We start from the raw sequence: 19,998 nt of genomic DNA on the forward strand, positions 1-19,998 counted from the left end.
CCCTCCGGCGCGTACGCGCTAGGCCGGATCGACAGGCGAGTTGGACGTTGTCGTTTGCGCGGATCCCGTATTATCAGCCTCGCCCGCCGCGTGATCGGGACCAACACGCAGAACGATACGGGGACTGTTGCAGTTTTATCGCGCCGTTTTCGACAAGAACCGTTCTGAATTCGTCCAATTCATCCGATGAGGCGGTTTTAGGGTCGATTAGAGGCGCCTATTCGGGAAGGCCGGGTTAAAGCGCCCACGAACCGCATGGCCTGTGCGGGCGAAAATCGCGGAAGGTGCGGACACCTTCCGCGATTTCATCTCACGCGGCCAGCCGGCGCACCGGCGTGATGGCGCGCCCGGCGCTTTCCGGCTGGGGCAGGGTCGCGTGGGCGGCGGCCAGGCGGCGTACGTTCGCCTGGATCGCGGCGCTGGCGGGGCAGACCCGATCGGTCGTCGTGTCCACGTGCAGATACATCTGCTCGGCGGTTGCCGCGAGGGTGTGATCGTCGGCACGGCGCAGCCGGTGGAAGGCGTGGATGCGTTTCTCATCGGCCCCGAGGATCTGGGTCGTCAGATAAACCTGATCGCCCAGCCGTAGCTGGCCCAGATGGCGTAGATGCGATTCCGCCGTGAAGTAGCTGTGGCCGGCCGCCAGCGCGTCGGCGTCGAGCCCGATCGCCGCCAACAGCGCATCGGCGGTTTGACCGAACAGCGCCAGGTAATGGCTTTCGGTCATATGGCGGTTGTAGTCCACCGCTTCGGGCGGGACCACGGCATCCAGCAGATGCAACGGAAGCTGCGCATCGAGGTCGACGGGCGGATGCGGGGCCCAACGGCTTTGGTGTTCGGCCAGCGTGCCGCCGGCGGCCAACCCCTCTGGCTTCAGCGCACGCAGCATGGCGATCAGTCCCATGTCGCGTTCGCGCTCCAGTTCGGCCGTGTCCCGGCCCATCGCCTGCGCATCCGACTGCGCGCCGATCTTGTCCAGAAAGGCGTCGGTCAGGTCCGGAACGTCCATCAGCTTGGTCCAAGGCCATTTCAGGGCTGGACCGAACTGCGCCATGAAGTGACGCATGCCGTCCTCGCCGCCAGCGATCCGGTAGGTCTGGAAGCTGCCCATCAAGGCCCAGCGCAGGCCCGCGCCGAACCGCACGGCATCGTCCACTTCCGCGACCGTGGCGACGTCGTCGTGTACCAGCCACAGGGCCTCGCGCCAGAGCGCTTCCAGCAGCCGGTCGGCGACGAAGCCATCGATTTCCTTGCGTACCGTCAGTGGGCGCATGCCCAAATCCCGGTAGATCGCGTCCGCTGCCTGTACCGTCGCCGGGTCGGTCTGTTCCCCCGCGCATAGCTCGACCAGCGGCAGCAGGTAGACCGGGTTGAACGGATGGCTCACCAGGAAGCGCTCGGGGTGCCGCATATCGGCTTGCAGGCGGCTCGGCAGCAGGCCGGAGGTGGAGGAGCCGATCGGTGCATGGGCCGGGGCGGAGGCGTCGATCTCCGCCAGGACGGCACGCTTGGTGTCCTCACGCTCCGGCGCGCTCTCCTGGACGATGTCGGCTCCCGACACCGCGCTCGCCAAATCGGGCGCGAAGCTGACGTTACCGCGCTGGTGCGGCGGGCGACCGTACAGATATTGCAGGCTGCGGTCGGCGGCCTCCAGGACCTCGCGGCATCGCCGTTCGGTCTCCGGGCCGGGATCGTAGATCGCGACGTCGATCCCGTTCCAAAGGTAGCGGGCGGCCCAGCCGGCGCCGATGACACCGGCGCCGACGACGGCGGCTTTGCGGACTTCGGTCATGTTGCGACTTTCGTTGGGGCAGGCGGGCTTTTAGGCCGCCTTGTTCAGGGCGAGCTTCGCGCGCACGTCCTGCGGGCTCAGCACGCGGGCGTTCATGTTGGTCAGGATATTGACCGCGCGCTCGACCAGGTCGCCGTTGGACGCCAGGACGCCCTTCGACAGGTAGATGTTGTCCTCCAGGCCAACGCGCACGTTGCCGCCCGCCAGCGCCGCCTGCGCGACGTAAGGCAACTGCATGCGCCCGATCGAGAACGCGGAGAACGTCCAGTCGCTGGGCATCTGGTCGACAAGGTTCAGCAGGGTGCGCGGGTCGTCCGGCGCGCCGTAGGGAATGCCCATGCACAGCTGCACCAGGACCGGGTCGTCGAGCAGCCCTTCCTGATAGAGCTGCTTCGCCATCACCATCTGGCCGAAGTCGAACACCTCGATCTCGGGGCGGACGCCGAGTTCCTGGATGCGCGCGGCCATCGCGCGCAGGGTCGCCGGCGTGTTGGTCATGATGTAGTCGCCGGTGGCGAAGTTCATCGTGCCGCAGTCAAGCGTGCAGATCTCCGGCCGGAGCTCGGCGACATGCTCCAGGCGCGCGCTGGCGCCCAGCATATCGGTCTCCGCCTCGTTGAGCGGCAACGGCTGTTCCGCCGAGCCGAGGACGATGTCGCCGCCCATGCCGGCGGTCAGGTTGAGCACCACGTCGGTATCGGACTCGCGCACCCGCTCGACGACCTCGCGGTAGTGCGCGAGGTTGCGCGAGGCTGCGCCGGTTTCGGGATCGCGGACGTGGATGTGGGCGACGGCGGCGCCGGCCTTCGCGGCTTCGATCGCGGTGTCGGCGATCTGTTTGGGCGTGATCGGGACCCGGTCGCTCTTCTCATGACTCGGCCCGGCCCCGGTGACGGCACAGGTGATGAAGACGTCGGTGTTCATGGCGGGTTGGTCTCCACGGCCTTTGGCGCGTGGCTGCAAACGGCGGTGCAGCCAGTTGATCTGGCAACACGCTAGGTGACAAGACCCCGGCGCATCGTGCATAGATCGTCAATGTTCGCGCGTGATCCGACAGATGGGCGACGGCATTTCGGCTTCCTGCTGTTGCCGGGGTTCAGCACCTTGTGTCTCGCCAACTCGGTCGAGCCGCTGCGTGCTGCGAACGAGATCGCGGGCGCGCAGCGCTATGTGCACCGCTTGCTGTCGCTCGACGGCGCTCCCGTATCGAGTTCCAGCGGGATCGAGGTGACGGTGGATGCCCCGCTCGACGAGGCTGGCCGGCTCGACGTTTTCTTCCTGGTGGCGGGCTATGGGTTCCGCGATGTGCCGCACGCGCAGCTCATGCCGGCGCTACGCCGTGCTGCGGGCCTGTCGGATGTTGTCGGCGGCATGGATACCGCGCCCTGGCTATTGGCGGCGGCCGGTCTCCTGGACGGTCGGACCGCGACCATCCACTGGCAGGAGCAGGAGCGTCTTCAGACGGATTTCCCCGAGGTGACGTTCAGCCGCGCGCGCTACGTAATCGATGGCAACCGGATCACCTGCGGCGGGGCCACAACGGTTCTGGACATGATGCTCGGGCTCTTGCGGGCGCACGGCGGCGACGTCTTGGCGCTCGATATCATGCGGCTGTTCATCTACGACGCCGAACGGCCGGCCGAGGGCGAGCAGCAAGCGCTCGTGCAGGCCCCATTCGTCGGGCGGGCACCGATCGTTGCCGCGGCGATCGCCGAAATGGAACAGGCGATCGAGACGCCGCGACCGGTCGCTGAGATCGCCGCGGCCTCCGGGTGTTCCCAGCGCAAGCTGGAGCGGGCCTTTGAGCGGGCGCTCGGGGTGACGCCGCAGCGTTATTACCAATATCTCCGGCTGGCGGCGGGCCGGCGCATGCTGATGGACGGGGCGCACAGCGTGACCATGGTTGCTGCGGCGACCGGCTTCGCCTCGGCCACGAGCTTTGCGCGGGCTTACCGGCGGATGTTCGGCCATGCCCCGAAACAGGAGCAGTTCCCGGGCAGTCACCTGTCCGCGTAACGAGCTATCTTTGAAAGTTGGCGGTCGCCTTGTCTCTCAGACCGTCAACTGCTTCTACCTATTGGGCGGAGATGTTTCTAACCCCTCCGCGTAGCTATCCGATCCGGCCGAAGTCACGGCATAATGTATGCCGCCTGCGTTGGCTTGCAGGCAGGGCGCGTCGACGTGCAAGTGGGCAGGGAAGGGTGGGGGATGACGGACGTCTATTTCGCGACCAACCGCACCGAACCGCGCGGCAACCGCAAGTCGTTTGGCGACCGCTTCAATTCCGAAGGTCCGCATTTCTACGAGGTCGGGCGCGCGACCGTGACTTGGGGAACGCTTGGACCGGACGGCCGGCCGAGTGATCCCGAGGACTTCAAGGTCGACTGGAAAAGACAGGAAGGGACCCGGCCGAAACCGGAGAAGATCGGCCAACAGGAAATTCCTGAGACCCACCGTAAGCAGGCGGAAGGGGAGGAACCCGGATCGTATGTCCTGTTCAAGGAACTGCAGGAAAAGATGCGGCCAAACGACAAGCCGCGACAGGCGCCCCTGAAGCGGCCGGACACACGCACGCGCGATGCGTTGGTGTTCATTCATGGTTTTGCCAACAGCTTCGAGAATGCGCTGGGCCGGGCGGCATGGCTGGGCGAGACGTACCTGATCCAGCGGGGCGACGGGTCGGCGCAAAGTCCCTATGTCTTCGCTTTCTCCTGGCCGTCCGACGGGATGACCCAGCCGCCGTGGAAATACGCCAGTGACCGCGACGATGCGGCGATGTCCGGTATTGCGATGGCGCGGGCGCTGCGGCGGTTCCTGGAGTTCCTGAGCACGCGCGAACGCTGTTCAGGACGGATCCATCTGGTCGCCCACTCCATGGGCAACTGGGCGCTGCGCCATGCGGTGCTTGGCCTGCACGCCTTGCAGGACGGCGGCCGTCTGGAGAAGATTTTCGACAACGCCTTCCTGATGGCCGCCGACGAGGATGAGGACTGCCTGGAAAGCACTGACAAGCTCGGCTTGTTGCCGCAGTTGGCCCGCCGGATCCACGTCTACCATTCCCGCAGCGATCTGGCGCTGGAGGTCAGTGACAGGACCAAGTTCAACGTCGACCGGTTGGGGACGGATGGGCCACGCACCCTGGACGGGCTTAGTCACCGGATCACCGCGATCGATTGCAGCGACGTCGACGCGACCGACCTGACCCACGGCAATCACCAGTATTATCGCCTGCGTCCGGAGGTGATCGCGGACGTCCGCCACGTGCTGGCCGGCCAGATGAACCCGGAGGATTACCCAACCCGCGAACCGATCGAACCGGGCCGTCGCTATCGGATCACACCGGGTCCGAGCTAGAACGGCAAGTGTGCATTTCGGGCCGCCTCGGCGTTTTGCACCTTCGCCTTAGCGCCGTCGCTTGCGTTGGCTGGTCGCGTTGCGGCCGCGGTATTCCGGGTCCTTCTTGCGCACGAAGCGGATGAACTTGGCGATCTCCGGATGCGCGCGCAGCTTGTCCAGCGTGTCGTAGTGGTCGCGCAGCTCTTGCTCGGTGAACAGCGAATGGATTTTGGAGTGGCAGATCCGGTGCATCTGCACCGTCTCCCGTCCGCCTTCCGAGCGTGGCACGAGATGGTGCGCATCGACCGACGGTCCGGGGACGAGCGGGCGTCCGCATAGGGGACAGGGTCCAAGATCTGGGCGATCGTCGCGCATCTGTGGCCGCTGAGCTCCCGTGATGCCGCCTACCAGTGGGGCAAAGCCAAAAGCGGTGCAAAGCTAGCATGCCCGCTGAGGCATTAAAGGTGGATGGCTTGCGTTCGGGCCATCAAGGGTTACATCTTGCGTGAGCCGAGATAACGGCCGGGGTGCCGTGCTGGACCGGGCGAAGGAGCCCGCACTGGCGCGGCTGAGAGCACACCCGCTGAACCTGATCGGGGTCGTCCCCGCGAAGGGAGCCGTGGAGGACATGACCAGCTTACTTGACGACATCGCCATTCAGCAGCGCCCGCACACCGCGATCGTCGGGGCGGGCGTCAATGGTTTGTGCATCGCCTGGAATTTGGCCCGCAACGGCTGCGCGGTCGACGTTTACGAACGCGGCCGGATCGGGCGGGGCGCCAGCTGGGCCGCCGCCGGCATGCTGGCCCCCGGCGCGGAGGCCGAACCCGGCGAGAATGCCGTGACCGCCGCCGGCCGACAGGCGCTGACCCTTTGGCCCGCCTTCGCCCGCGATCTGCAGGCGGCAAGCGGGATCGATCCCGAACTGCGCACCGATGGTCTCCTGATCGCCGCGACCAACCGTGACGAGGTGGAGCAGCTACGTCACGATCACGCCTTCCTGCAACGGCAAGGCGTGCCGGCCGAGTGGCTGTCCGGCGCGGAGGCCCGGCGGCGCGAGCCCTATCTGCGCGCCGGTCTGCCGGGCGCGCTGTTCAGCCCGAACGACGGACAGGCCAATAACCGCGCGCTGGTGCAGGCGCTGGCCGAAGCCGCGCGGGCGGCGGGCGCGCGGATCCATGAGCAGACGCCCGTCGACGCTTTGGAAACGCGCCAGGGCCGGGCGGTCGGACTGATCGTCAACGGGGCACAGGTCCAGGCTGATGCGGTCGTGCTGTGTGCCGGTGCCTGGGGACGGGAGATTGACGGTGTCCCGGACAGCGCGCAGGCCCCGATCCGTCCGATCAAGGGACAGATGCTGTCGCTGCAAATGAACCCCGATCAGCCCTTGGTGCGCCACGTCCTGTGGGCACCCAAGGTCTATCTGGTGCCGCGGCGCGACGGCACGCTCCTGATCGGCGCGACGGTCGAGGAGAAGGGCTTCGAGGACGCGATGACCGCCGGAGGCGTGTTCGCCCTGCTGGAGGCTGCCTGGCGGGCACTGCCAGCGATCGAGGAGTTGGCGATCAAGGAAATGTGGGCCGGCCATCGGCCGGGCTCGCGCGACGACGCACCGGTGTTGGGCGCAACACCGGTGGAAGGTTTGTACCTTGCGAACGGTCATCACCGGAACGGCATCCTGATGACGCCGCTGTCCGGCCAGGCGGTCGCTGCCGAGATCCTGACAGGGCAGCGACACGACAGCTTGGCGGCCTTCCGGGTCGAGCGCTTCCACAATCAGGATCGAGCACGGGGCGTGGCATGAGCACGATCACGGTCAACGGCGAGCCGCGCGGCGAGACGCCGGCCAACCTGCGCCAGCTGGTCGAGGCGGAGGGGCTGGACCCCGACCGCCGCGGGCTGGCGGTCGCGTGCAACGGGCGCGTTGTGCCGCGCCAGCATTGGGACACGACGGAACTCGAAACCGGCGACGCGATCGAAATCGTGAAGCCTTTCGCCGGCGGCTGAACCGTCTTCACGAGGAGTGACGCCATCCATGACGCAACTTGAAACGGCGCGCCGACCGCGCGGTGAGGGTGCCCCGGAAGCCGAACACCTGACCATCGCCGGGCAGACGTTCGGTTCGCGCCTGCTGATCGGGTCCGCCGGCTATCCCAACCAGCAGGTGATGCTGGACGCCATCCAGGCCAGCGGGGCGGAGATCATTACGGTCTCCGTGCGCCGTGTCTCGCTGGAGGGCTATGCGGAGAGCATGGTCGATCTGCTCTCCGACAAGGTCGTGCTGCCCAACACCGCCGGCTGCGAAACCGCCCGCGACGCCGTGCTGACCGCCCAACTCGCGCGCGAGGCGCTGCAGACGAACTGGGTCAAGCTGGAAGTGATCGGCGACCGGGAGACGCTCTACCCGGACGTCGAGCAACTGGTGCAGGCGGCCGACGAACTGGTGCGCGACGGCTTCGTCGTGCTGCCCTATACCAACGAGGATCCGATCACCGCGCAGAAGCTGATGGATGTCGGCTGCGCGGCCGTGATGCCCATGGGGGCGCCGATCGGCTCTGGCCAGGGTATCGCCAATCCCGCTGCGATCGAGTTGATCCTGAGCCGCGCGCACGTGCCGGTGATCGTCGATGCCGGCATCGGCACGGCTTCGGATGCGGTTCAGGCCATGGAGCTCGGCTGCGATGCGGTGCTGTTGAACACCGCCGTCTCCAAGGCGCACGATCCGGTCCGCATGGCCCGCGCCATGCGTGCGGCCGTCGATGCGGGGCGTGATGCCCGCTTGGCTGGCCGCATCCCCAAACGCGACCATGCCGAACCTTCGTCGCCACAACTGGGTCTGATCGGATCATGATGCTGCCAAAGCCCCGCCTGCTGCTGATTACCGACCGCCACCAGGCCGGCCGACCGCTGCCGGAGGTCGTGGATGCCGCCTGTGCAGCCGGGGTGCGCTGGGTTTCCTTCCGCGACAAGGACCTGCCGTCCGGCGAGCGGCGGGCGATGGCGCGCCAGGTGGTGAAGGCCGGCCACGCCCACAACGCCACCGTGACCCTGCATGGCGATCTCGCGACGGCGGAGGCGGCGCGGGCCGACGGTGTGCACGTCGAACCCGGCACGTCCCCGGGTGCGGTACGTCAGATCCTGGGCGACGTGCTGATCGGCGCTTCGGTGCATTCCTGGGAAGAAGCGGAGCGCGCGCAGGATGACGGCGCGGACTACGTCACCATCTCCCCGATCTACGAGACGCCCAGCAAGCCCGGCTATGGCCCGCCGATCGGGCTCGATATCCTGGGCGACTTCTGTAGTGCATTGCGGATTCCGGTGGTGGCGCTCGGCGGGATTACGCCGGCCAACGCCGCGCACTGTTTGAATGCGGGCGCCAGCGCCGTGGCGGTGATGGGGGAGGTCATGCGTGCCCAGGACACGGCTGCGACCACCAAGCAATATCTGTACGCCCTGGACGCCGACGTCTAATAAGCGGGCGCTCCTGTTTACCGGATATTTATGTTTATCCAATAACGGGGCAGCCCATTCGCTTTTCACAAAAAGACGTACGTCCGTTTGGGGGTGATGAGACATCTACCTTGCCGTTCTAGGCCTAGGTCGCTAGGCTATCGGGGCGAGCGAGGGGTGTATCCGGTGGGTGGTTACTTGGAATCAGGTCGGCTGCGCTGACTGGACCGATGTCAGAGCCTTTTAAGGTTTCCACCCGTCCGACGCGCGGTGCTGGTTCGATCGTTCTGGTGCGTCCCGGGCCGGAGTTAGGCGGGCTTTAATGATTGAAGCTACCTAGTCGCGGTGCGGGCGTCATCTTTCGGTTGGCGCTTGGTATGGCAGTGCGTGCACTTCAGGACGCCAGAGGAACGAAGCCGATCGATGCCGAAGCGATCCCATGATCGATCTCTCACGCAGCAAGACCCCGGTGGGGCGGCGCGCGCCGACGAACAGGACGACCGCGCCTCCCGCCCGGGACGGCGGTCCGGCCAACACGCTCACCGCTACCTCCACCCGCATGAACGTCCTGCGGTCGGTTGGCGTGACCGGCTGCGCGCCTGGCAGCATCGTGTCTTCCCGTCACGTCAGCTGATTTTGCGCAGCGAGGCTGGGGTGCACGCGATCACGCTGGGCAGCCGCCTGCAGCAGACCGTTGCGGCGGGTGTGCTCGTGGCCCTGCTGTGGACCGCCGGTGCCGGGGTTGCGCTCTATTGGCAAAGCGAACGGATCGACGGGACAACGCGCGAACTCGCAGCTGCGGAGCGCTCCTACGCCGACCTGATGGCCGAGGTCGATTCGGCGCGGAAGAAGATGGTCGATCTGGCAAGCACGCTGGATGACGCGCCTCCCGTGCCGACCGCCGAACCGCAGGCGGGTGCGGACGCAGACGGACAGGCGCCGCTGCCGCAGGAGATCGGCCGCTTGAGTGCGGCGCTCGACGCGCTGGCGGAGCGCAACGGCCGGCTGAACGACCAACTCGCCGAGCGCGAGCAGGCGTTCGATGCGCTGAAACAACGCAACGCCGAATTGCAGGCCGAGCAGGTCCGCGTCGATAAGGCGCTCAAGCGCGCACAGCAGGCGCTGTCGGACGCACAACTCAACCGCACCGACCTGCATACGCGGGTGAGCGAGTTGCGCGCGGAGCTGCGCGCCGCCCAGGCGCGCCAGCAGGCCAGTCAGCAGAATGCGTTGAGCTTGAAGAGCAGTGTGGCAAAGCTGCGCGAGCGTTTGGAGATCACGCGTGAGGAATTGGCCGCGAGCAGTGGCCGCGCACGCGCCCTGGAATCCGAGTTGCAGGCAACTCGCGAGACGCGCGAGCGGCTGCAAGGTGAGCGTGCGCAGCTGGCCTCCAAGGTGAGCCGGTTGGAGAATGCGCTGGGTCAGCGCGCGAGTGGCGCTTCTAGCGGGAGTCTGGGGGAGCGGATTGCCGGGCTGGAACAGGCGCTGATGGCGGCCGAACAGCGCGGCGACGATCTTGCCGAGGTGCGCGAGGCCCTGATGGCGGAGATCGACGATCTGCACGCCAAGATGGAGCAGTTGCGCGCCCGGCAGAGCGGACTGGTCGTGCAACTGAGCGAACGCACTCGGCCGGGTCTAGCCGCGATCGAGAGGACCGTCGCGATGACGGGGATGGACGTCGATGCGCTGGTCAGGCGGGTTCAGGAAACCAAGACTGCCAGCGGGGGGCCGTTCATCCCGGCGTCCTTCGAACTCCCGGGATCAGACGCGGCGTCGGACGATCTGGTTCGGCTCGACCGACAGACCCGCCGGTTGGCAGCCCTGCAGACGGCCATGAGCGCGATGCCGCTGAGCCCGCCGGTCGACAGCTTCTGGATCTCCAGCAATTTCGGCAAGCGCAAGGACCCGGTCAATGGCCGCTGGGCGATGCACGAGGGGATCGATCTTGCTGCCACGGCAGGTTCCCCCGTGCTGGCAACCGCGCCAGGCACGGTGACGTTTGCCGGACGCAAATCGGGCTATGGCCGTGTGGTCATCGTTGACCACGGGTTCGGCATCAAGACACGTTACGCACATCTGCGCTCGATCTTGGTCGAGCAGGGGCAGCGCGTGGGGAACCGTGAGAGGGTCGGGGCCCTCGGCAGTACGGGGCGCAGCACCGGACCGCACGTGCACTACGAAGTGCGTGTGGCGGGGGAGCCCCTGGATCCCAAAAAATTCCTCAAGGCAGGCAAACATGTTTTCAAAGAGTAAGTCGCAGTCGGCCACGTCCTCCACGCAGGCCACCTCGCCTGCGGGGGCTCAGGCCTCCGCGCGCGCGACGAAGTCTGGCGGTGGGGTCCCATCGATTGTGAGCAAGGACCTCGCGATCACCGGCGACCTCGTCTCGGCGGGCGACATTCAGATTGATGGCCAGGTGAAGGGCGATGTCGCGGCCGATACCCTGACGATCGGCGAGCAGGGGCAGGTCGAGGGGAAGGTGCGGGGCGAGCGCGTGCGCGTCTGCGGCACGGTCGAAGGTGAGATCGAGGGTGGCACGGTGACACTCGCCGCAAGTGCGCGTGTTCAGGGGGATGTGGTGCACGACAGTTTGGCGATCGAACCGGGCGCCCGCCTGGAAGGTCATTGCCGGCGCCGTGCCGCGACAACCGCCGCGCAGCCGGCCACTCGGGAAACCGCAGCCAAAACGGCGCCGGTAGCCGAGAAGGACGCCGCTTCCGGGAAACGGCAGAGCGGGGCAGCAGACAAGGACCGTGCGTTCGGCAACGGCACAGCGTCTAACGCCACCTGAAAAGCGGGGCAGGGCGCAATCCGCTGCGTTCCTACCCCTCGGCGATCAGTTCTGAGAACCGTGCGGCATCCACGTTGCCGCCGGACAGCACCAGGGCGATCGTTTGGTCGCGTGCGTCCAGCTTACCGGACAGCAACGCGGCGAGCGTGACCGCGCCGCCGGGTTCAACCACCAGCTTCATCCAGGCATAGGCAAACGCCATTGCAGACTGCACCTCGGCGTCGCTGACCGTAAGGCCCCTGACCCCAAGCCGTTGCAGGATCGGAAAAGTCAGCTGGCCTGGCATCGGCGACAGCAGGGAATCGCAGATCGACCCGGTGGCGGTTTCGTTGCCGACCCGCGTGCCGGCGCTAAGGGAGCGGGCGGTATCGTCGAAGCCAGCGGGCTCGACCGTGTGGATGTGCGTCTGCGGCGACAGCGCCGCGAACGCGATCGCCGATCCGGCCGTCAGTCCACCGCCCCCGCAGCAGAACAGGGCGTGGTCGATCCTGTGGCCGGCCGCATCGGCCTGCCGCGCGATCTCCGCGCCGCAAGTGCCCTGACCGGCGATCACATCGATGTCGTCGTAGGGGCGGACCAGTGTTGCGCCCGTCTCCGCCACGAGGGCGTCGCTCAGAGCGTCCCGGTCCTCGTGGTGGCGATTGTACAGGCGCACGGTCGCGCCATAGCCGCGTGTGTTGTCGATCTTCATCCTGGGCGCATCGGATGGCATCAGGATGGTTGCCGGCACGCCCAGCAGCTGCGCGGCGGCCGCGACCCCCTGGGCATGGTTGCCGCTGGAAAAGGCGACGACGCCGCGCGCCCGTGCGGTCTGATCGAGTGCCGTGAGTTTGGTGTAGGCGCCGCGGAACTTGAACGCGCCCGTGCGTTGCAGCGTTTCCGGTTTGACCAGCACACGCGCGTCTGTGCGGCGGTCCAGTTCCGGAAAGGACAAGAGCGGTGTGCGGACCGCCACCTTGTCCAGTCGATGGGCGGCCGTCTGGATGTCATCGAATGTCGGGGGAGTGGACTCGGGCATGACGGTCTCGTGGGCGGTGTGCACCCGCCCACCATAGAGGCGTCGTCAGTCGTGTCCATCGGCGGCTGTGCCTTCAACGGCAGGGGATGAGTCCCCATGTCACAAGCATTGGGGTAACGCGCGGCGTTGTGGCGCGGCCCGGTCGCGTGAGGAGCGAGATCGATGAGTCACGCCAAGAACCTTGCCGTTGCTAGTACGCTTGTGGCGTTGCTCGCGGGCTGTGCCAGCGGGCCGCCGCCGGTCAAGCCGACCTCGGGCGACCTGGAGCAGTTGCGCGCGGCTGAGCAGCAGGCGCTGGAGGATGCGCGGACCGGCCAGTCGGTCAATTGGCATAATCCGAAAACGGGGCACAGCGGCAGCGTCACGGTGCTGGAAACCGAAACTGCGGAAGAAACCGGCCGTGGCCAGCCCTGCCGGCGTATTCAGCGGGTCTTCTCTGCGGACGAGACGACGCGTAGTGGCAATGCCTATGCCTGTCGGACTCCCAACGGCGACTGGACGATCGAACGCGAGGACAGCCTGCTCACCCGCGCACAGCGACAGCGGGCCGAACGCAGGGCGTTGCCGTACTGGCCGCACTACCACTATCGCCATTTCCCGTACGGCTATCCCTATCGCGCGGGCAGTGGCGTCTCGTTCGGCGTTGGGGTCAGCGACAGCTTCTGAGCCCCGTTTCGGGACGCGCCCTCAGCAGCCCAGCAGGTCGGCGATCTCGTCCAGCGTTGTTGCGACCGCTTTGGGCGTTCCGGGAAGCTGTTCCGGGGATGCGCCGAAACGGTTCAGCCAGATCACCTGAAAGCCGAAATACGCGGCGCCGCAGGCGTCCCAGGCGTTGGCGGAGACGAAGGCGATCCGTTCGGCTGCAACGCCCATCCGTTCGACGCCCAGCTCGTAGACGCGCGGGTCGGGCTTGTAGACGCCCACCGGTTCGACCGAGATGACGTCGTCCAGGCGTTCCCGCAGGTTGGCGCTGTCGGTCGCGGCCGTGAGCATGCGCGGCTCGCCGTTCGACAGGATCGCGGTGCCGATCCCTTTGGCCCGGATGCGGTCCAGCGTCTGCGGCACTTCGGGATAGGCGTCCAGGGTGAGGTAGAGTTCGAGCAGGCGCTCGCGCAATTCCCGGTCGTCGAGACCGTGCGCGGCCAGCGCGTGATCCAGGGAGTCCGCGGTGATCTGGTAGAAGTCGGCGTGCGCGTGCATCAGGCTGCGCAGCCAGGTGTATTCCAGCTGTTTGCGTCGCCACAGCTGCGAGACCGGATCAGCCTTGTCCCCCAGCGCACCGGCTTCCTGGGCGACGGCGGAATGCACGTCGAATAGCGTGCCGTAGGCATCGAACAGGCAGGCGCCGATGTCGGCGAAGTTGGAAGCGGTCATGGTGTATGAAAGCCTTGCGGTTCAGGGGGAGCCCCCAAGCGAACCCTGTTGGCCGGGCGATGACAAGTCCCGATCGCAGCTGTGCACGCTGCGCAGGCCCGCCGGAATCGCAGGCTGGCCAAGGCGTCCGACTGGTGTTGGCGCATGTCTTGCCGCGTTTTGGGCGAAGGTCTATGGTCCGCGCGCTGCGGCGCCCGGGGTGGTTGCGCCGCTGTTGCGATAGGCGCGCCGCCTACCCATGTCCGCATTCGGGGTGTGGTGGCTGGCGGACGGGCCGGTGCGAAGCAGACCAGCGAAACGGAGATAAGAACGATGGCCGCGCCGATGTTCCAGGGGTCTTTTTGTGCGTTGATCACACCGTTCACCGAAAACGGGGTCGACGAGAAGGCGTATGCCGAGTTCATCGAGTGGCAGATCGACGCGGGCACCGATGGGGTGATCGCGTGTGGCACGACCGGCGAGTCCCCGACCGTCAGCCACGAGGAGAACAAGCGGATCAATGAGCTGGCGGTGAAGACGGCGAACGGCCGTGTGCCGGTGATTGCGGGGACCGGCTCCAACAATACGCTGGAAGCCATCGACATGACCCGTCATGCCGCCGCGGCCGGGGCGGACGTGGCGCTGGTGGTCACGCCGTACTACAACAAGCCCAGCCAGGAGGGGATGTACCAGCACTTCAAGGCGGTGCACGACGCCACCGACATCCCGATCATGATCTACAACATCCCCGGGCGCTGCATCGTCGACATGGACCCGGAGACGATGGGCCGGCTGGCACAGCTGCCGCGGATCATCGGCGTCAAGGACAGCACCAACGACATCAAGCGTCCGTTCAAGACGCGCGAGACCTGCGGCGAGGACTTCGTGCAGATGTCGGGCGAGGACGCGACGGTGATGCCGTTCCTGTCGATGGGCGGGCATGGCTGCATCTCGGTGACCTGCAACGTGGCCCCGCGCCTGCTGGCGGAGATGCACGACGCCTGGGCAGCCGGCAATGTGGAGCGTGCGCAGGAGATCAACGATCTCTTGATGCCACTGCACGCCGCGATGTTCTGCGAGCCGAGCCCGTCTGCGGCGAAGTACGGCGCGAGCCTGCTCGGTCTCGCCGATGAGCGGGTGCGTCTGCCGATCGTTCCCTTGAGCGACGCTGCGAAGCAGCAGGTGCGTCAGGCGATGTCGCACGTCGGCCTGTTGTCGTAACCGCGCGGGCCCAGAGAGTAACAGACCAAATCCATGGCGACAGCGAAGGAGAAGCAGCGTCAGCGCCGCGGCAAGAACCCGTTCACCGAAACGGGCACGGTCGCGCGCAACAAGCGGGCGCGCCACGATTTCCAGATCGAGGAGACGGTCGAGGCCGGCCTGCAGCTCTACGGCAGCGAGGTGAAATCGCTGCGCCTGGGCCGGGCGTCGGTCGGCCAAGCCTACGCCGGCGAGAGCAAGGGCGAGTTGTGGCTGTGGAACGTGCACATCGACGAGTATCCGCCGGCGATGTTCAACCACGATCCCAAGCGCCCGCGGAAGCTGCTGGTGCACAAGCGCGAGCGCGACAAGCTGTTGGGGGCGCTGAACCAGAAGGGCTACACGCTGGTCCCGATGGATATTCACTTCAACTCGCGCGGGCTTGCCAAGCTCACCCTCGGTCTCGCCAAGGGCAAGAGCAAGGTCGACAAGCGCGAGGACGAGAAGAAGAAGGCCTGGGAACGCGAAAAGGCCAAGGTGCTGCGCGAATACAAGAAGATGTAGGCGCCTGGGGCGCTCGTCGGTGCGTTCGCGTGCCTCAGCGCTCCCTGCGCGCTTATCGCTTCCGGCACAGCGTCAGCCCGTCGCCGATCGGCAGCATCGACAGGCTGACGCGGTCATCGTCGCGCAGCTTGGCGTTGAACGCCCGGATCGCTTCGGTGTCGGCGTCGCGCGCGTCCGCCTCGATCACCCGGCCGTGCCACAGCGTGTTGTCGACGCAGATCAGGCCGCCAGGGCGCAGCAGCTTGAGGCAGCGCTCGTAATAGCCGTCGTAATTCTCCTTGTCGGCGTCGATGAACGCCATGTCGTAGCGCGCTTCTTCGCCTGCGGCCAGCAGGGCATCGAGTGTCTGCAGCGCGGGCTGCAGGTGCAACTGGATACGCTCGTTCAGGCCCAACTCCTCCCACACCTTTCGGGCAATGCGGGTGTAGTCCGCGCTGACGTCGCAGGCGACCAGCCGCCCGTCGGCGGGCAGGGCCAGCGCCATCCAGGCGGCTGAGTAGCCGGTGAAGGTGCCGATCTCCAGGATCGCGCGCGCGCCTGTCAGCTCCGCCAGCAGGTGCAGAAGCTGCCCCTGCTCCGGAGCGACCTGCAGATCCGGATTGGCCATCCGCGCGGTTTCGTCGCGCAGCCGCGTCAGCGTATCCGGCTCGCGCAGCGAGGTCTGCAGCAGATAGGCGTGCAGGTCTTCGCTCAGGCCCAGGGTGTGGCGGGTCATCGGTCGTGGCTCGTGCGATTGGAGAGGACGTGTGCGGCCTGGAATCGTGGCCCCGGATCGGCGGACGAGCAAGACCTCACGGCGTAAAAGCAAAACGGCTCAGTGCGTGCTTGCCGCTCAACCCGGCGATCGTGTATGTCCGGGGCGTGTCAGGATCACGGGGCGTCCCGCATGCGGGCGACACCGTGGAATGCGTCCGGGGCGTAGCTCAGCCTGGCAGAGCGCCTGCTTTGGGAGCAGGAGGCCGTTGGTTCGAATCCAGCCGCCCCGACCAGACTTTTCAATGGGTTAGGCATCTGTAAAAGGCGCGTTAAACTTCTGGAAGAGTTTAACGTTAAACGCATGATTGTGGAACGTGCTCTAATCGTTCCGCGATCGTTCTATCACGTGCAGCACTGGTCGGCCCCGAAACGTGGGTGCCGGTCTCTCCGCGACGTCTTGGTGGGCGATGCGCAGTCCCACCCATACGCCGGCAGTGAACAGGTCGGCGCCGCCGATCACGGCCAGCAGGGGCGCCAACGACAACCTGCTGATGATCCTGTCCGAGACGGACGTCCGCGCGCTGCTGCGCTATATTGTCTACTCCACCGTGTTCGCCGCGATGGCGGCTGTGACCTGGTGGTTCGGCGAGCGGGCCATGACCCCGCCGGCGCTGAAACACCGCGAGTGGTGAAGCCCAAACGGAAGGTAGCCGCTCATAGCAGGATCGCCCCCAACAGCTGCCACCTCCTCCGCCGTCATGGTCGGCTGCCCCTGACCCGGAGCGGCCGTTAACCGTTGCGCTTTCCGCGTTTTTCCTCGGCTTCCTCACGTATTGCCTGAAGTTCCTGATGTACGTCGTCTTTTGTCATTGTTTCAATTTTAACGCGACCTTGTGGTGTAATTATTTTTTGTATGGATTTAGAGATTTTTGTGAGTGCATCCGCTATTTCATGTTCCGCCGGTGTACCTAGAGTTACCAACCCCTTAAAAGCACTAACATCCATTTTCTGCGTCGTAGTTTCCTTCTTTCCATACGTATTCTCGTAATTTACGATGATTGTGAAGGGTTTCAATAGCGTATTGTCTTCGTCATCAAATAATTCATGGCCTACGTTTAGGAAGGTTTCAATTTGATCGCCAGGTGGGAGGACGGGTATGGGTGGTCGACTAGGTGTTTGACGAAAGCTCAAAACAAACTTATTGAAATTATCTTCATCCGCATCTCGGCCAATTTCCACATTATATGCCGGGCCATTCCCGACATTACCGATAACAATATTCAGGCACGTTTTATGTCTTCGGTCGATGCTTAGATATGCGATCACTTTGGGTTCAGTGCCGGCCTGTCGTAGTCGTCTATTTTCTTCGACAAGCGCCTTCGTAAGACGAGTAGAAACTATAGCACTTCCGGCGATCACAACCGTGGCGATCGCCGTTACAATACCCATAATTAACGTCGCATTCATGGACAGTATTCCTTCGTGTAATCGTTCCTATGACCGGTACTTTCAGAGATATTGTAACCCGCCGATGGCCAGCCAGCACCAGTGCCCTCGCTCTCAACCATGATTCTTTGCGAGCGTACGGGCTTTCTCCTCTCGAGCAGCGAGATCCTGGTAGCGCTTGCCTAATCCATCGCTCCGCCGAGCGTTCCACGCCTCAAGGAACCGAAGTTCAAGAGAGTAAGCTTTCGCCTTACGAAGGATAATCGCGATGCGCCAAGCGTAGTAGGGTGCTGGGTACATGCCAGATTCGTAGTAGTGGGTTACCCCGTCGCGGACGATTTCGATGTGCTCGGACAGATTGTTGTCAATCGAACGCAAACGTTGACGGAACTCTTCCTCGCCGCCGCTCGGGTCAACCATACCGCGGTGACCCGTTGCCTCGCCGTACGTCTGGCCCGAAAGCATACCGGACGCAGCCTCGCTAAAGTGCCGCTTCTTGAGCTTTTGGCTCTCGACTGATGTGAGTGCCGGACGGTTTTCGATCAGCTCGCAAAGATTGCGGACAGCTTGCAGATCTTGATTCTTAAGTTGCAAAGCGCACTCTGTGTAATCGTTATCTCGTGGTTATGTTCTTCTGCGCGCGAGCGACAGATTGAAGAAGAGTAACATGCTTAGTCGAGCGTTGCCCCCCCCCCCCCCCTTTTTTTTGTAACCGCTCCTGGCACGAAGCTGACGTACAGTTTCTATTGGAACATGGTTTAGTTATACTGACCGGAGGTGCCCGACGTTAAACTTTAATCATTCCATAGGATTTTGATAGCAAAAACAATCGTGAAGAAACATGCTATCCACAAGACGACGGGACCAGAAGACCCGCGAAATTTAAACCCAAGCGCATCAATTTCAATTGGACCATCCTTCTCTTGCCGGAGAAACACCACAACAATAAAGGCACCTATCGCCGCCATCGGCAATCCGACGATTGTAGAAAATTGGCGCACAACAAGTTCAGTCGAGATTGGATCATTTTGTAAGAGGTACTCAAAGAACCAAGTGAAAATAAATATCAATGCAACAAAAATTGAAAATATCGCGGACACGAAAGCTGCACGTCCGGGACCCGAGCCATCTTTGCCTTTTGGGTCGCGCTCGTCCATCGCTCCAAGCAATCCGTGTTCAAAATCCAAAGCTTTAAAATAGCATAGGTCTACGCGTCCTAGAAGGTCCGCTCCTGGCCCGAAGCTGCCTGAAGGCCTCACACAACCCGCGTCCGGAACTCCCTCGACACCGGACGGCGACGAAGACGGACCACTCTTCAGGGCCTGACCCAGAGCGGTCGCTGTGTCTTAAACCGGAGGCAGTCAGCCTCCGGTTAGCCGCTTACTGGCCTCATGCCATCTTCGAAAAAGATCATCGAACTTATTGGCGCAATCGATATCGTAAAATGCAAGCAGCGACTCGTGACATTGGATAAGACTAAAAAGAGCATCATACATGAATAAAACAGCTGGCCACGAAGGGTCGGGTGCCAAAACAAGCTGGTCGGAAGGAGTTTTGTGAAGGCCGATCATATTCAACGCGTACGCGTCAAAATGTGTTACGGAACTGAATTGCTGATAGATAGGCGCATATAAATCACCAAGTGTTTGTCGATCCAAGGCGGTACTGGATGGAGGTTGAAGCTTATCTCTCTTGTCTGCCATATCGCTTAAAGGCAGAGAATTCCAGCGTTCCAGATACCCTTTTTGTTTTTTCGTTGGTATATCCACCATCCAATCTTCTATAGTTACCCCACTGTTTTCGAGTTCTTCGCGTTGGGAAGAGGTGAGGTTTCGAAATATTTTGTTCGCTTTTGCATAGTAACTACCAATATATTTCACCATTTCGGCGTGATCTGGCTGTCGAGCCAACCAAGACAAGCGAACCGTTTGCTCGTAACGATCCCTAATTAACGACATAGCTGGGAGAGATAACGCCCAAGAAGCGGAGAGGCGAGCAGAGACACTCGTTGTTTCCGAAATATATAATAAACGGGTAAATAAGTGCTGTCGCGGCGTCTCTTCTAATTGAAGATGGCCACCTAGTGCTTCATGAAAATCATCAAAACACTGAGACAGAATCTTTTCTATTTCAGCAACTGGTGGATGCTGGAGATAGGGTCCCAGGTGGTTCGGCACCTGTGCCCTGCTTTGCGAGCTATCGGCCATGGCGACAACGATAACACCTCTAATTCAGGTATGTTAGATGACCGCTCGTGGCCCAAACCGGGCGCGGCAACGAGCGAGCGCTGGGTCCGTAGTGCCCCCGAAAGCTGTCTACAGGGATCGTTCAGTCTGGGTTGAACCACTAGAC

General features: G+C 63.9%; 22 protein-coding genes, 1 tRNA gene and 1 riboswitch. Of the genes, 13 read left to right on the top strand and 10 right to left on the bottom strand.

All coding sequences use genetic code 11. From position 1 onward, the window contains the following. Positions 1-310 precede the first annotated feature (310 nt). Together RHOSA_RS0109835 and RHOSA_RS0109840 are read right to left on the bottom strand one after the other, a co-directional pair. A complete protein-coding gene (locus RHOSA_RS0109835) occupies positions 311-1,792 on the bottom strand; it encodes a carnitine 3-dehydrogenase (RefSeq protein WP_027288530.1) in 1,482 nt (493 codons plus the stop codon). 30 nt (positions 1,793-1,822) lie between these two features. Continuing rightward, entirely contained in the window at positions 1,823-2,716 is an 894-nt protein-coding gene (locus RHOSA_RS0109840; RefSeq protein WP_027288531.1) for a beta-keto acid cleavage family enzyme, read from the bottom strand. Positions 2,717-2,827: 111 nt separating this feature from the next. On the opposite strand from RHOSA_RS0109840, the gene RHOSA_RS0109845 reads away from it, so the two are divergent. After that, positions 2,828-3,808, top strand: coding sequence for a GlxA family transcriptional regulator (locus RHOSA_RS0109845; RefSeq protein ID WP_051432012.1), 981 nt, complete (start codon positions 2,828-2,830; stop codon positions 3,806-3,808). 192 nt (positions 3,809-4,000) lie between these two features. Continuing rightward, positions 4,001-5,146, top strand: a complete 1,146-nt coding sequence (locus RHOSA_RS21710; RefSeq protein ID WP_051432013.1) for an alpha/beta hydrolase — start codon at positions 4,001-4,003, stop codon at positions 5,144-5,146. Between the two features lie 48 nt (positions 5,147-5,194). Here the strand turns inward: RHOSA_RS21710 and RHOSA_RS25730 are convergent, their stop codons facing one another. Further along, the gene (locus tag RHOSA_RS25730) at positions 5,195-5,380 is read right to left on the bottom strand and encodes a hypothetical protein (protein ID WP_242468654.1); all 186 of its coding nucleotides are present in this window, start codon (positions 5,378-5,380) and stop codon (positions 5,195-5,197) included. Positions 5,381-5,641: 261 nt separating this feature from the next. Further along, positions 5,642-5,761, top strand: a riboswitch (TPP riboswitch). On the opposite strand from RHOSA_RS25730, the gene thiO reads away from it, so the two are divergent. The 6 genes from thiO (at position 5,757) to RHOSA_RS21725 (ending at position 11,369) form a co-directional block, all read left to right on the top strand. Further along, positions 5,757-6,932, top strand: coding sequence for a glycine oxidase ThiO (gene thiO / locus RHOSA_RS0109860; protein WP_051432014.1), 1,176 nt, complete (start codon positions 5,757-5,759; stop codon positions 6,930-6,932). Its footprint overlaps the riboswitch before it by 5 nt. Continuing rightward, on the top strand, positions 6,929-7,135 hold the full coding sequence (gene thiS / locus RHOSA_RS0109865) for a sulfur carrier protein ThiS (RefSeq protein WP_027288535.1): 207 nt from the start codon (positions 6,929-6,931) through the stop codon (positions 7,133-7,135). The genes thiO and thiS overlap by 4 nt, the downstream gene beginning before the upstream one ends. 28 nt (positions 7,136-7,163) lie before the next feature. Further along, on the top strand, positions 7,164-7,979 hold the full coding sequence (locus RHOSA_RS0109870; RefSeq protein WP_051432015.1) for a thiazole synthase: 816 nt from the start codon (positions 7,164-7,166) through the stop codon (positions 7,977-7,979). Beyond that, positions 7,976-8,599 (top strand): thiamine phosphate synthase, encoded by a 624-nt coding sequence (locus tag RHOSA_RS21715; RefSeq protein ID WP_051432016.1) that lies wholly within the window; start codon positions 7,976-7,978, stop codon positions 8,597-8,599. Before RHOSA_RS0109870 ends, RHOSA_RS21715 begins: the two co-directional genes overlap by 4 nt. A 402-nt stretch (positions 8,600-9,001) precedes the next feature. After that, positions 9,002-10,831: a M23 family metallopeptidase gene (locus RHOSA_RS25595; RefSeq protein ID WP_081728628.1), complete on the top strand. Its 1,830-nt coding sequence runs from the start codon at positions 9,002-9,004 to the stop codon at positions 10,829-10,831. 97 nt (positions 10,832-10,928) lie between these two features. After that, complete coding sequence (locus RHOSA_RS21725; protein WP_051432018.1) at positions 10,929-11,369, top strand: bactofilin family protein; 441 nt, start codon at positions 10,929-10,931, stop codon at positions 11,367-11,369. A gap of 31 nt (positions 11,370-11,400) precedes the next feature. Here the strand turns inward: RHOSA_RS21725 and RHOSA_RS0109895 are convergent, their stop codons facing one another. After that, positions 11,401-12,387 carry a threonine ammonia-lyase gene (locus RHOSA_RS0109895; RefSeq protein WP_027288538.1) on the bottom strand — a complete coding sequence of 329 codons (987 nt, stop codon included), beginning with the start codon at positions 12,385-12,387 and terminating at the stop codon, positions 11,401-11,403. A gap of 162 nt (positions 12,388-12,549) precedes the next feature. On the opposite strand from RHOSA_RS0109895, the gene RHOSA_RS0109900 reads away from it, so the two are divergent. Then, positions 12,550-13,053: an RT0821/Lpp0805 family surface protein gene (locus RHOSA_RS0109900; RefSeq protein ID WP_027288539.1), complete on the top strand. Its 504-nt coding sequence runs from the start codon at positions 12,550-12,552 to the stop codon at positions 13,051-13,053. Positions 13,054-13,074: 21 nt separating this feature from the next. On the opposite strand, the gene RHOSA_RS0109905 is transcribed toward RHOSA_RS0109900, so the two are convergent. Beyond that, positions 13,075-13,761 carry a haloacid dehalogenase type II gene (locus RHOSA_RS0109905; RefSeq protein ID WP_027288540.1) on the bottom strand — a complete coding sequence of 229 codons (687 nt, stop codon included), beginning with the start codon at positions 13,759-13,761 and terminating at the stop codon, positions 13,075-13,077. A gap of 324 nt (positions 13,762-14,085) precedes the next feature. Here RHOSA_RS0109905 and dapA point away from each other — a divergent pair, with 324 nt between their 5' ends. Both dapA and smpB read left to right on the top strand, forming a co-directional pair. Next, positions 14,086-14,961: a 4-hydroxy-tetrahydrodipicolinate synthase gene (gene dapA / locus RHOSA_RS0109910; protein WP_027288541.1), complete on the top strand. Its 876-nt coding sequence runs from the start codon at positions 14,086-14,088 to the stop codon at positions 14,959-14,961. A gap of 33 nt (positions 14,962-14,994) precedes the next feature. Next, positions 14,995-15,504: an SsrA-binding protein SmpB gene (gene smpB, locus RHOSA_RS21730; protein ID WP_051432019.1), complete on the top strand. Its 510-nt coding sequence runs from the start codon at positions 14,995-14,997 to the stop codon at positions 15,502-15,504. A gap of 52 nt (positions 15,505-15,556) precedes the next feature. On the opposite strand, the gene RHOSA_RS0109920 is transcribed toward smpB, so the two are convergent. After that, entirely contained in the window at positions 15,557-16,219 is a 663-nt protein-coding gene (locus RHOSA_RS0109920) for an O-methyltransferase (protein WP_027288542.1), read from the bottom strand. A 197-nt stretch (positions 16,220-16,416) separates the two neighbouring features. On the opposite strand from RHOSA_RS0109920, the gene RHOSA_RS0109925 reads away from it, so the two are divergent. Both RHOSA_RS0109925 and RHOSA_RS0109930 read left to right on the top strand, forming a co-directional pair. Continuing rightward, positions 16,417-16,493, top strand: a tRNA-Pro gene (locus RHOSA_RS0109925). 174 nt (positions 16,494-16,667) lie between these two features. Next, positions 16,668-16,892, top strand: a complete 225-nt coding sequence (locus tag RHOSA_RS0109930; protein ID WP_027288543.1) for a hypothetical protein — start codon at positions 16,668-16,670, stop codon at positions 16,890-16,892. Between the two features lie 97 nt (positions 16,893-16,989). Here the strand turns inward: RHOSA_RS0109930 and RHOSA_RS25100 are convergent, their stop codons facing one another. From RHOSA_RS25100 to RHOSA_RS25110, 4 genes are all read right to left on the bottom strand, one after another. Then, positions 16,990-17,667, bottom strand: a complete 678-nt coding sequence (locus tag RHOSA_RS25100) for a DUF8453 domain-containing protein (protein ID WP_156092656.1) — start codon at positions 17,665-17,667, stop codon at positions 16,990-16,992. A gap of 93 nt (positions 17,668-17,760) precedes the next feature. Continuing rightward, positions 17,761-18,240 (bottom strand): hypothetical protein, encoded by a 480-nt coding sequence (locus RHOSA_RS0109935; RefSeq protein WP_027288544.1) that lies wholly within the window; start codon positions 18,238-18,240, stop codon positions 17,761-17,763. Between the two features lie 200 nt (positions 18,241-18,440). Continuing rightward, on the bottom strand, positions 18,441-18,803 hold the full coding sequence (locus RHOSA_RS25105) for a hypothetical protein (RefSeq protein ID WP_156092658.1): 363 nt from the start codon (positions 18,801-18,803) through the stop codon (positions 18,441-18,443). Between the two features lie 204 nt (positions 18,804-19,007). Next, positions 19,008-19,853, bottom strand: a complete 846-nt coding sequence (locus RHOSA_RS25110) for a DUF5677 domain-containing protein (protein ID WP_156092660.1) — start codon at positions 19,851-19,853, stop codon at positions 19,008-19,010. Positions 19,854-19,998 lie beyond the last annotated feature (145 nt).

The organism is Rhodovibrio salinarum DSM 9154 (assembly GCF_000515255.1).
Lineage (GTDB): Bacteria > Pseudomonadota > Alphaproteobacteria > Kiloniellales > Rhodovibrionaceae > Rhodovibrio > Rhodovibrio salinarum.

Coding starts and splice junctions, on each gene's coding strand:
- RHOSA_RS0109845 (WP_051432012.1), top strand. CDS start 2,828: ATGTTCGCGCGTGATCCGACAGATGGGCGACGGCATTTCGGCTTCCTG.
- thiO (WP_051432014.1), top strand. CDS start 5,757: ATGACCAGCTTACTTGACGACATCGCCATTCAGCAGCGCCCGCACACC.
- thiS (WP_027288535.1), top strand. CDS start 6,929: ATGAGCACGATCACGGTCAACGGCGAGCCGCGCGGCGAGACGCCGGCC.
- RHOSA_RS0109920 (WP_027288542.1), bottom strand. CDS start 16,219: ATGACCCGCCACACCCTGGGCCTGAGCGAAGACCTGCACGCCTATCTG.
- RHOSA_RS21710 (WP_051432013.1), top strand. CDS start 4,001: ATGACGGACGTCTATTTCGCGACCAACCGCACCGAACCGCGCGGCAAC.
- dapA (WP_027288541.1), top strand. CDS start 14,086: ATGTTCCAGGGGTCTTTTTGTGCGTTGATCACACCGTTCACCGAAAAC.
- smpB (WP_051432019.1), top strand. CDS start 14,995: ATGGCGACAGCGAAGGAGAAGCAGCGTCAGCGCCGCGGCAAGAACCCG.
- RHOSA_RS0109930 (WP_027288543.1), top strand. CDS start 16,668: ATGCGCAGTCCCACCCATACGCCGGCAGTGAACAGGTCGGCGCCGCCG.
- RHOSA_RS25105 (WP_156092658.1), bottom strand. CDS start 18,803: ATGGACGAGCGCGACCCAAAAGGCAAAGATGGCTCGGGTCCCGGACGT.
- RHOSA_RS25595 (WP_081728628.1), top strand. CDS start 9,002: ATGCCGAAGCGATCCCATGATCGATCTCTCACGCAGCAAGACCCCGGT.
- RHOSA_RS25730 (WP_242468654.1), bottom strand. CDS start 5,380: ATGCACCGGATCTGCCACTCCAAAATCCATTCGCTGTTCACCGAGCAA.
- RHOSA_RS0109900 (WP_027288539.1), top strand. CDS start 12,550: ATGAGTCACGCCAAGAACCTTGCCGTTGCTAGTACGCTTGTGGCGTTG.
- RHOSA_RS25100 (WP_156092656.1), bottom strand. CDS start 17,667: ATGAATGCGACGTTAATTATGGGTATTGTAACGGCGATCGCCACGGTT.
- RHOSA_RS21715 (WP_051432016.1), top strand. CDS start 7,976: ATGATGCTGCCAAAGCCCCGCCTGCTGCTGATTACCGACCGCCACCAG.
- RHOSA_RS0109905 (WP_027288540.1), bottom strand. CDS start 13,761: ATGACCGCTTCCAACTTCGCCGACATCGGCGCCTGCCTGTTCGATGCC.
- RHOSA_RS0109835 (WP_027288530.1), bottom strand. CDS start 1,792: ATGACCGAAGTCCGCAAAGCCGCCGTCGTCGGCGCCGGTGTCATCGGC.
- RHOSA_RS0109840 (WP_027288531.1), bottom strand. CDS start 2,716: ATGAACACCGACGTCTTCATCACCTGTGCCGTCACCGGGGCCGGGCCG.
- RHOSA_RS25110 (WP_156092660.1), bottom strand. CDS start 19,853: ATGGCCGATAGCTCGCAAAGCAGGGCACAGGTGCCGAACCACCTGGGA.
- RHOSA_RS0109870 (WP_051432015.1), top strand. CDS start 7,164: ATGACGCAACTTGAAACGGCGCGCCGACCGCGCGGTGAGGGTGCCCCG.
- RHOSA_RS0109895 (WP_027288538.1), bottom strand. CDS start 12,387: ATGCCCGAGTCCACTCCCCCGACATTCGATGACATCCAGACGGCCGCC.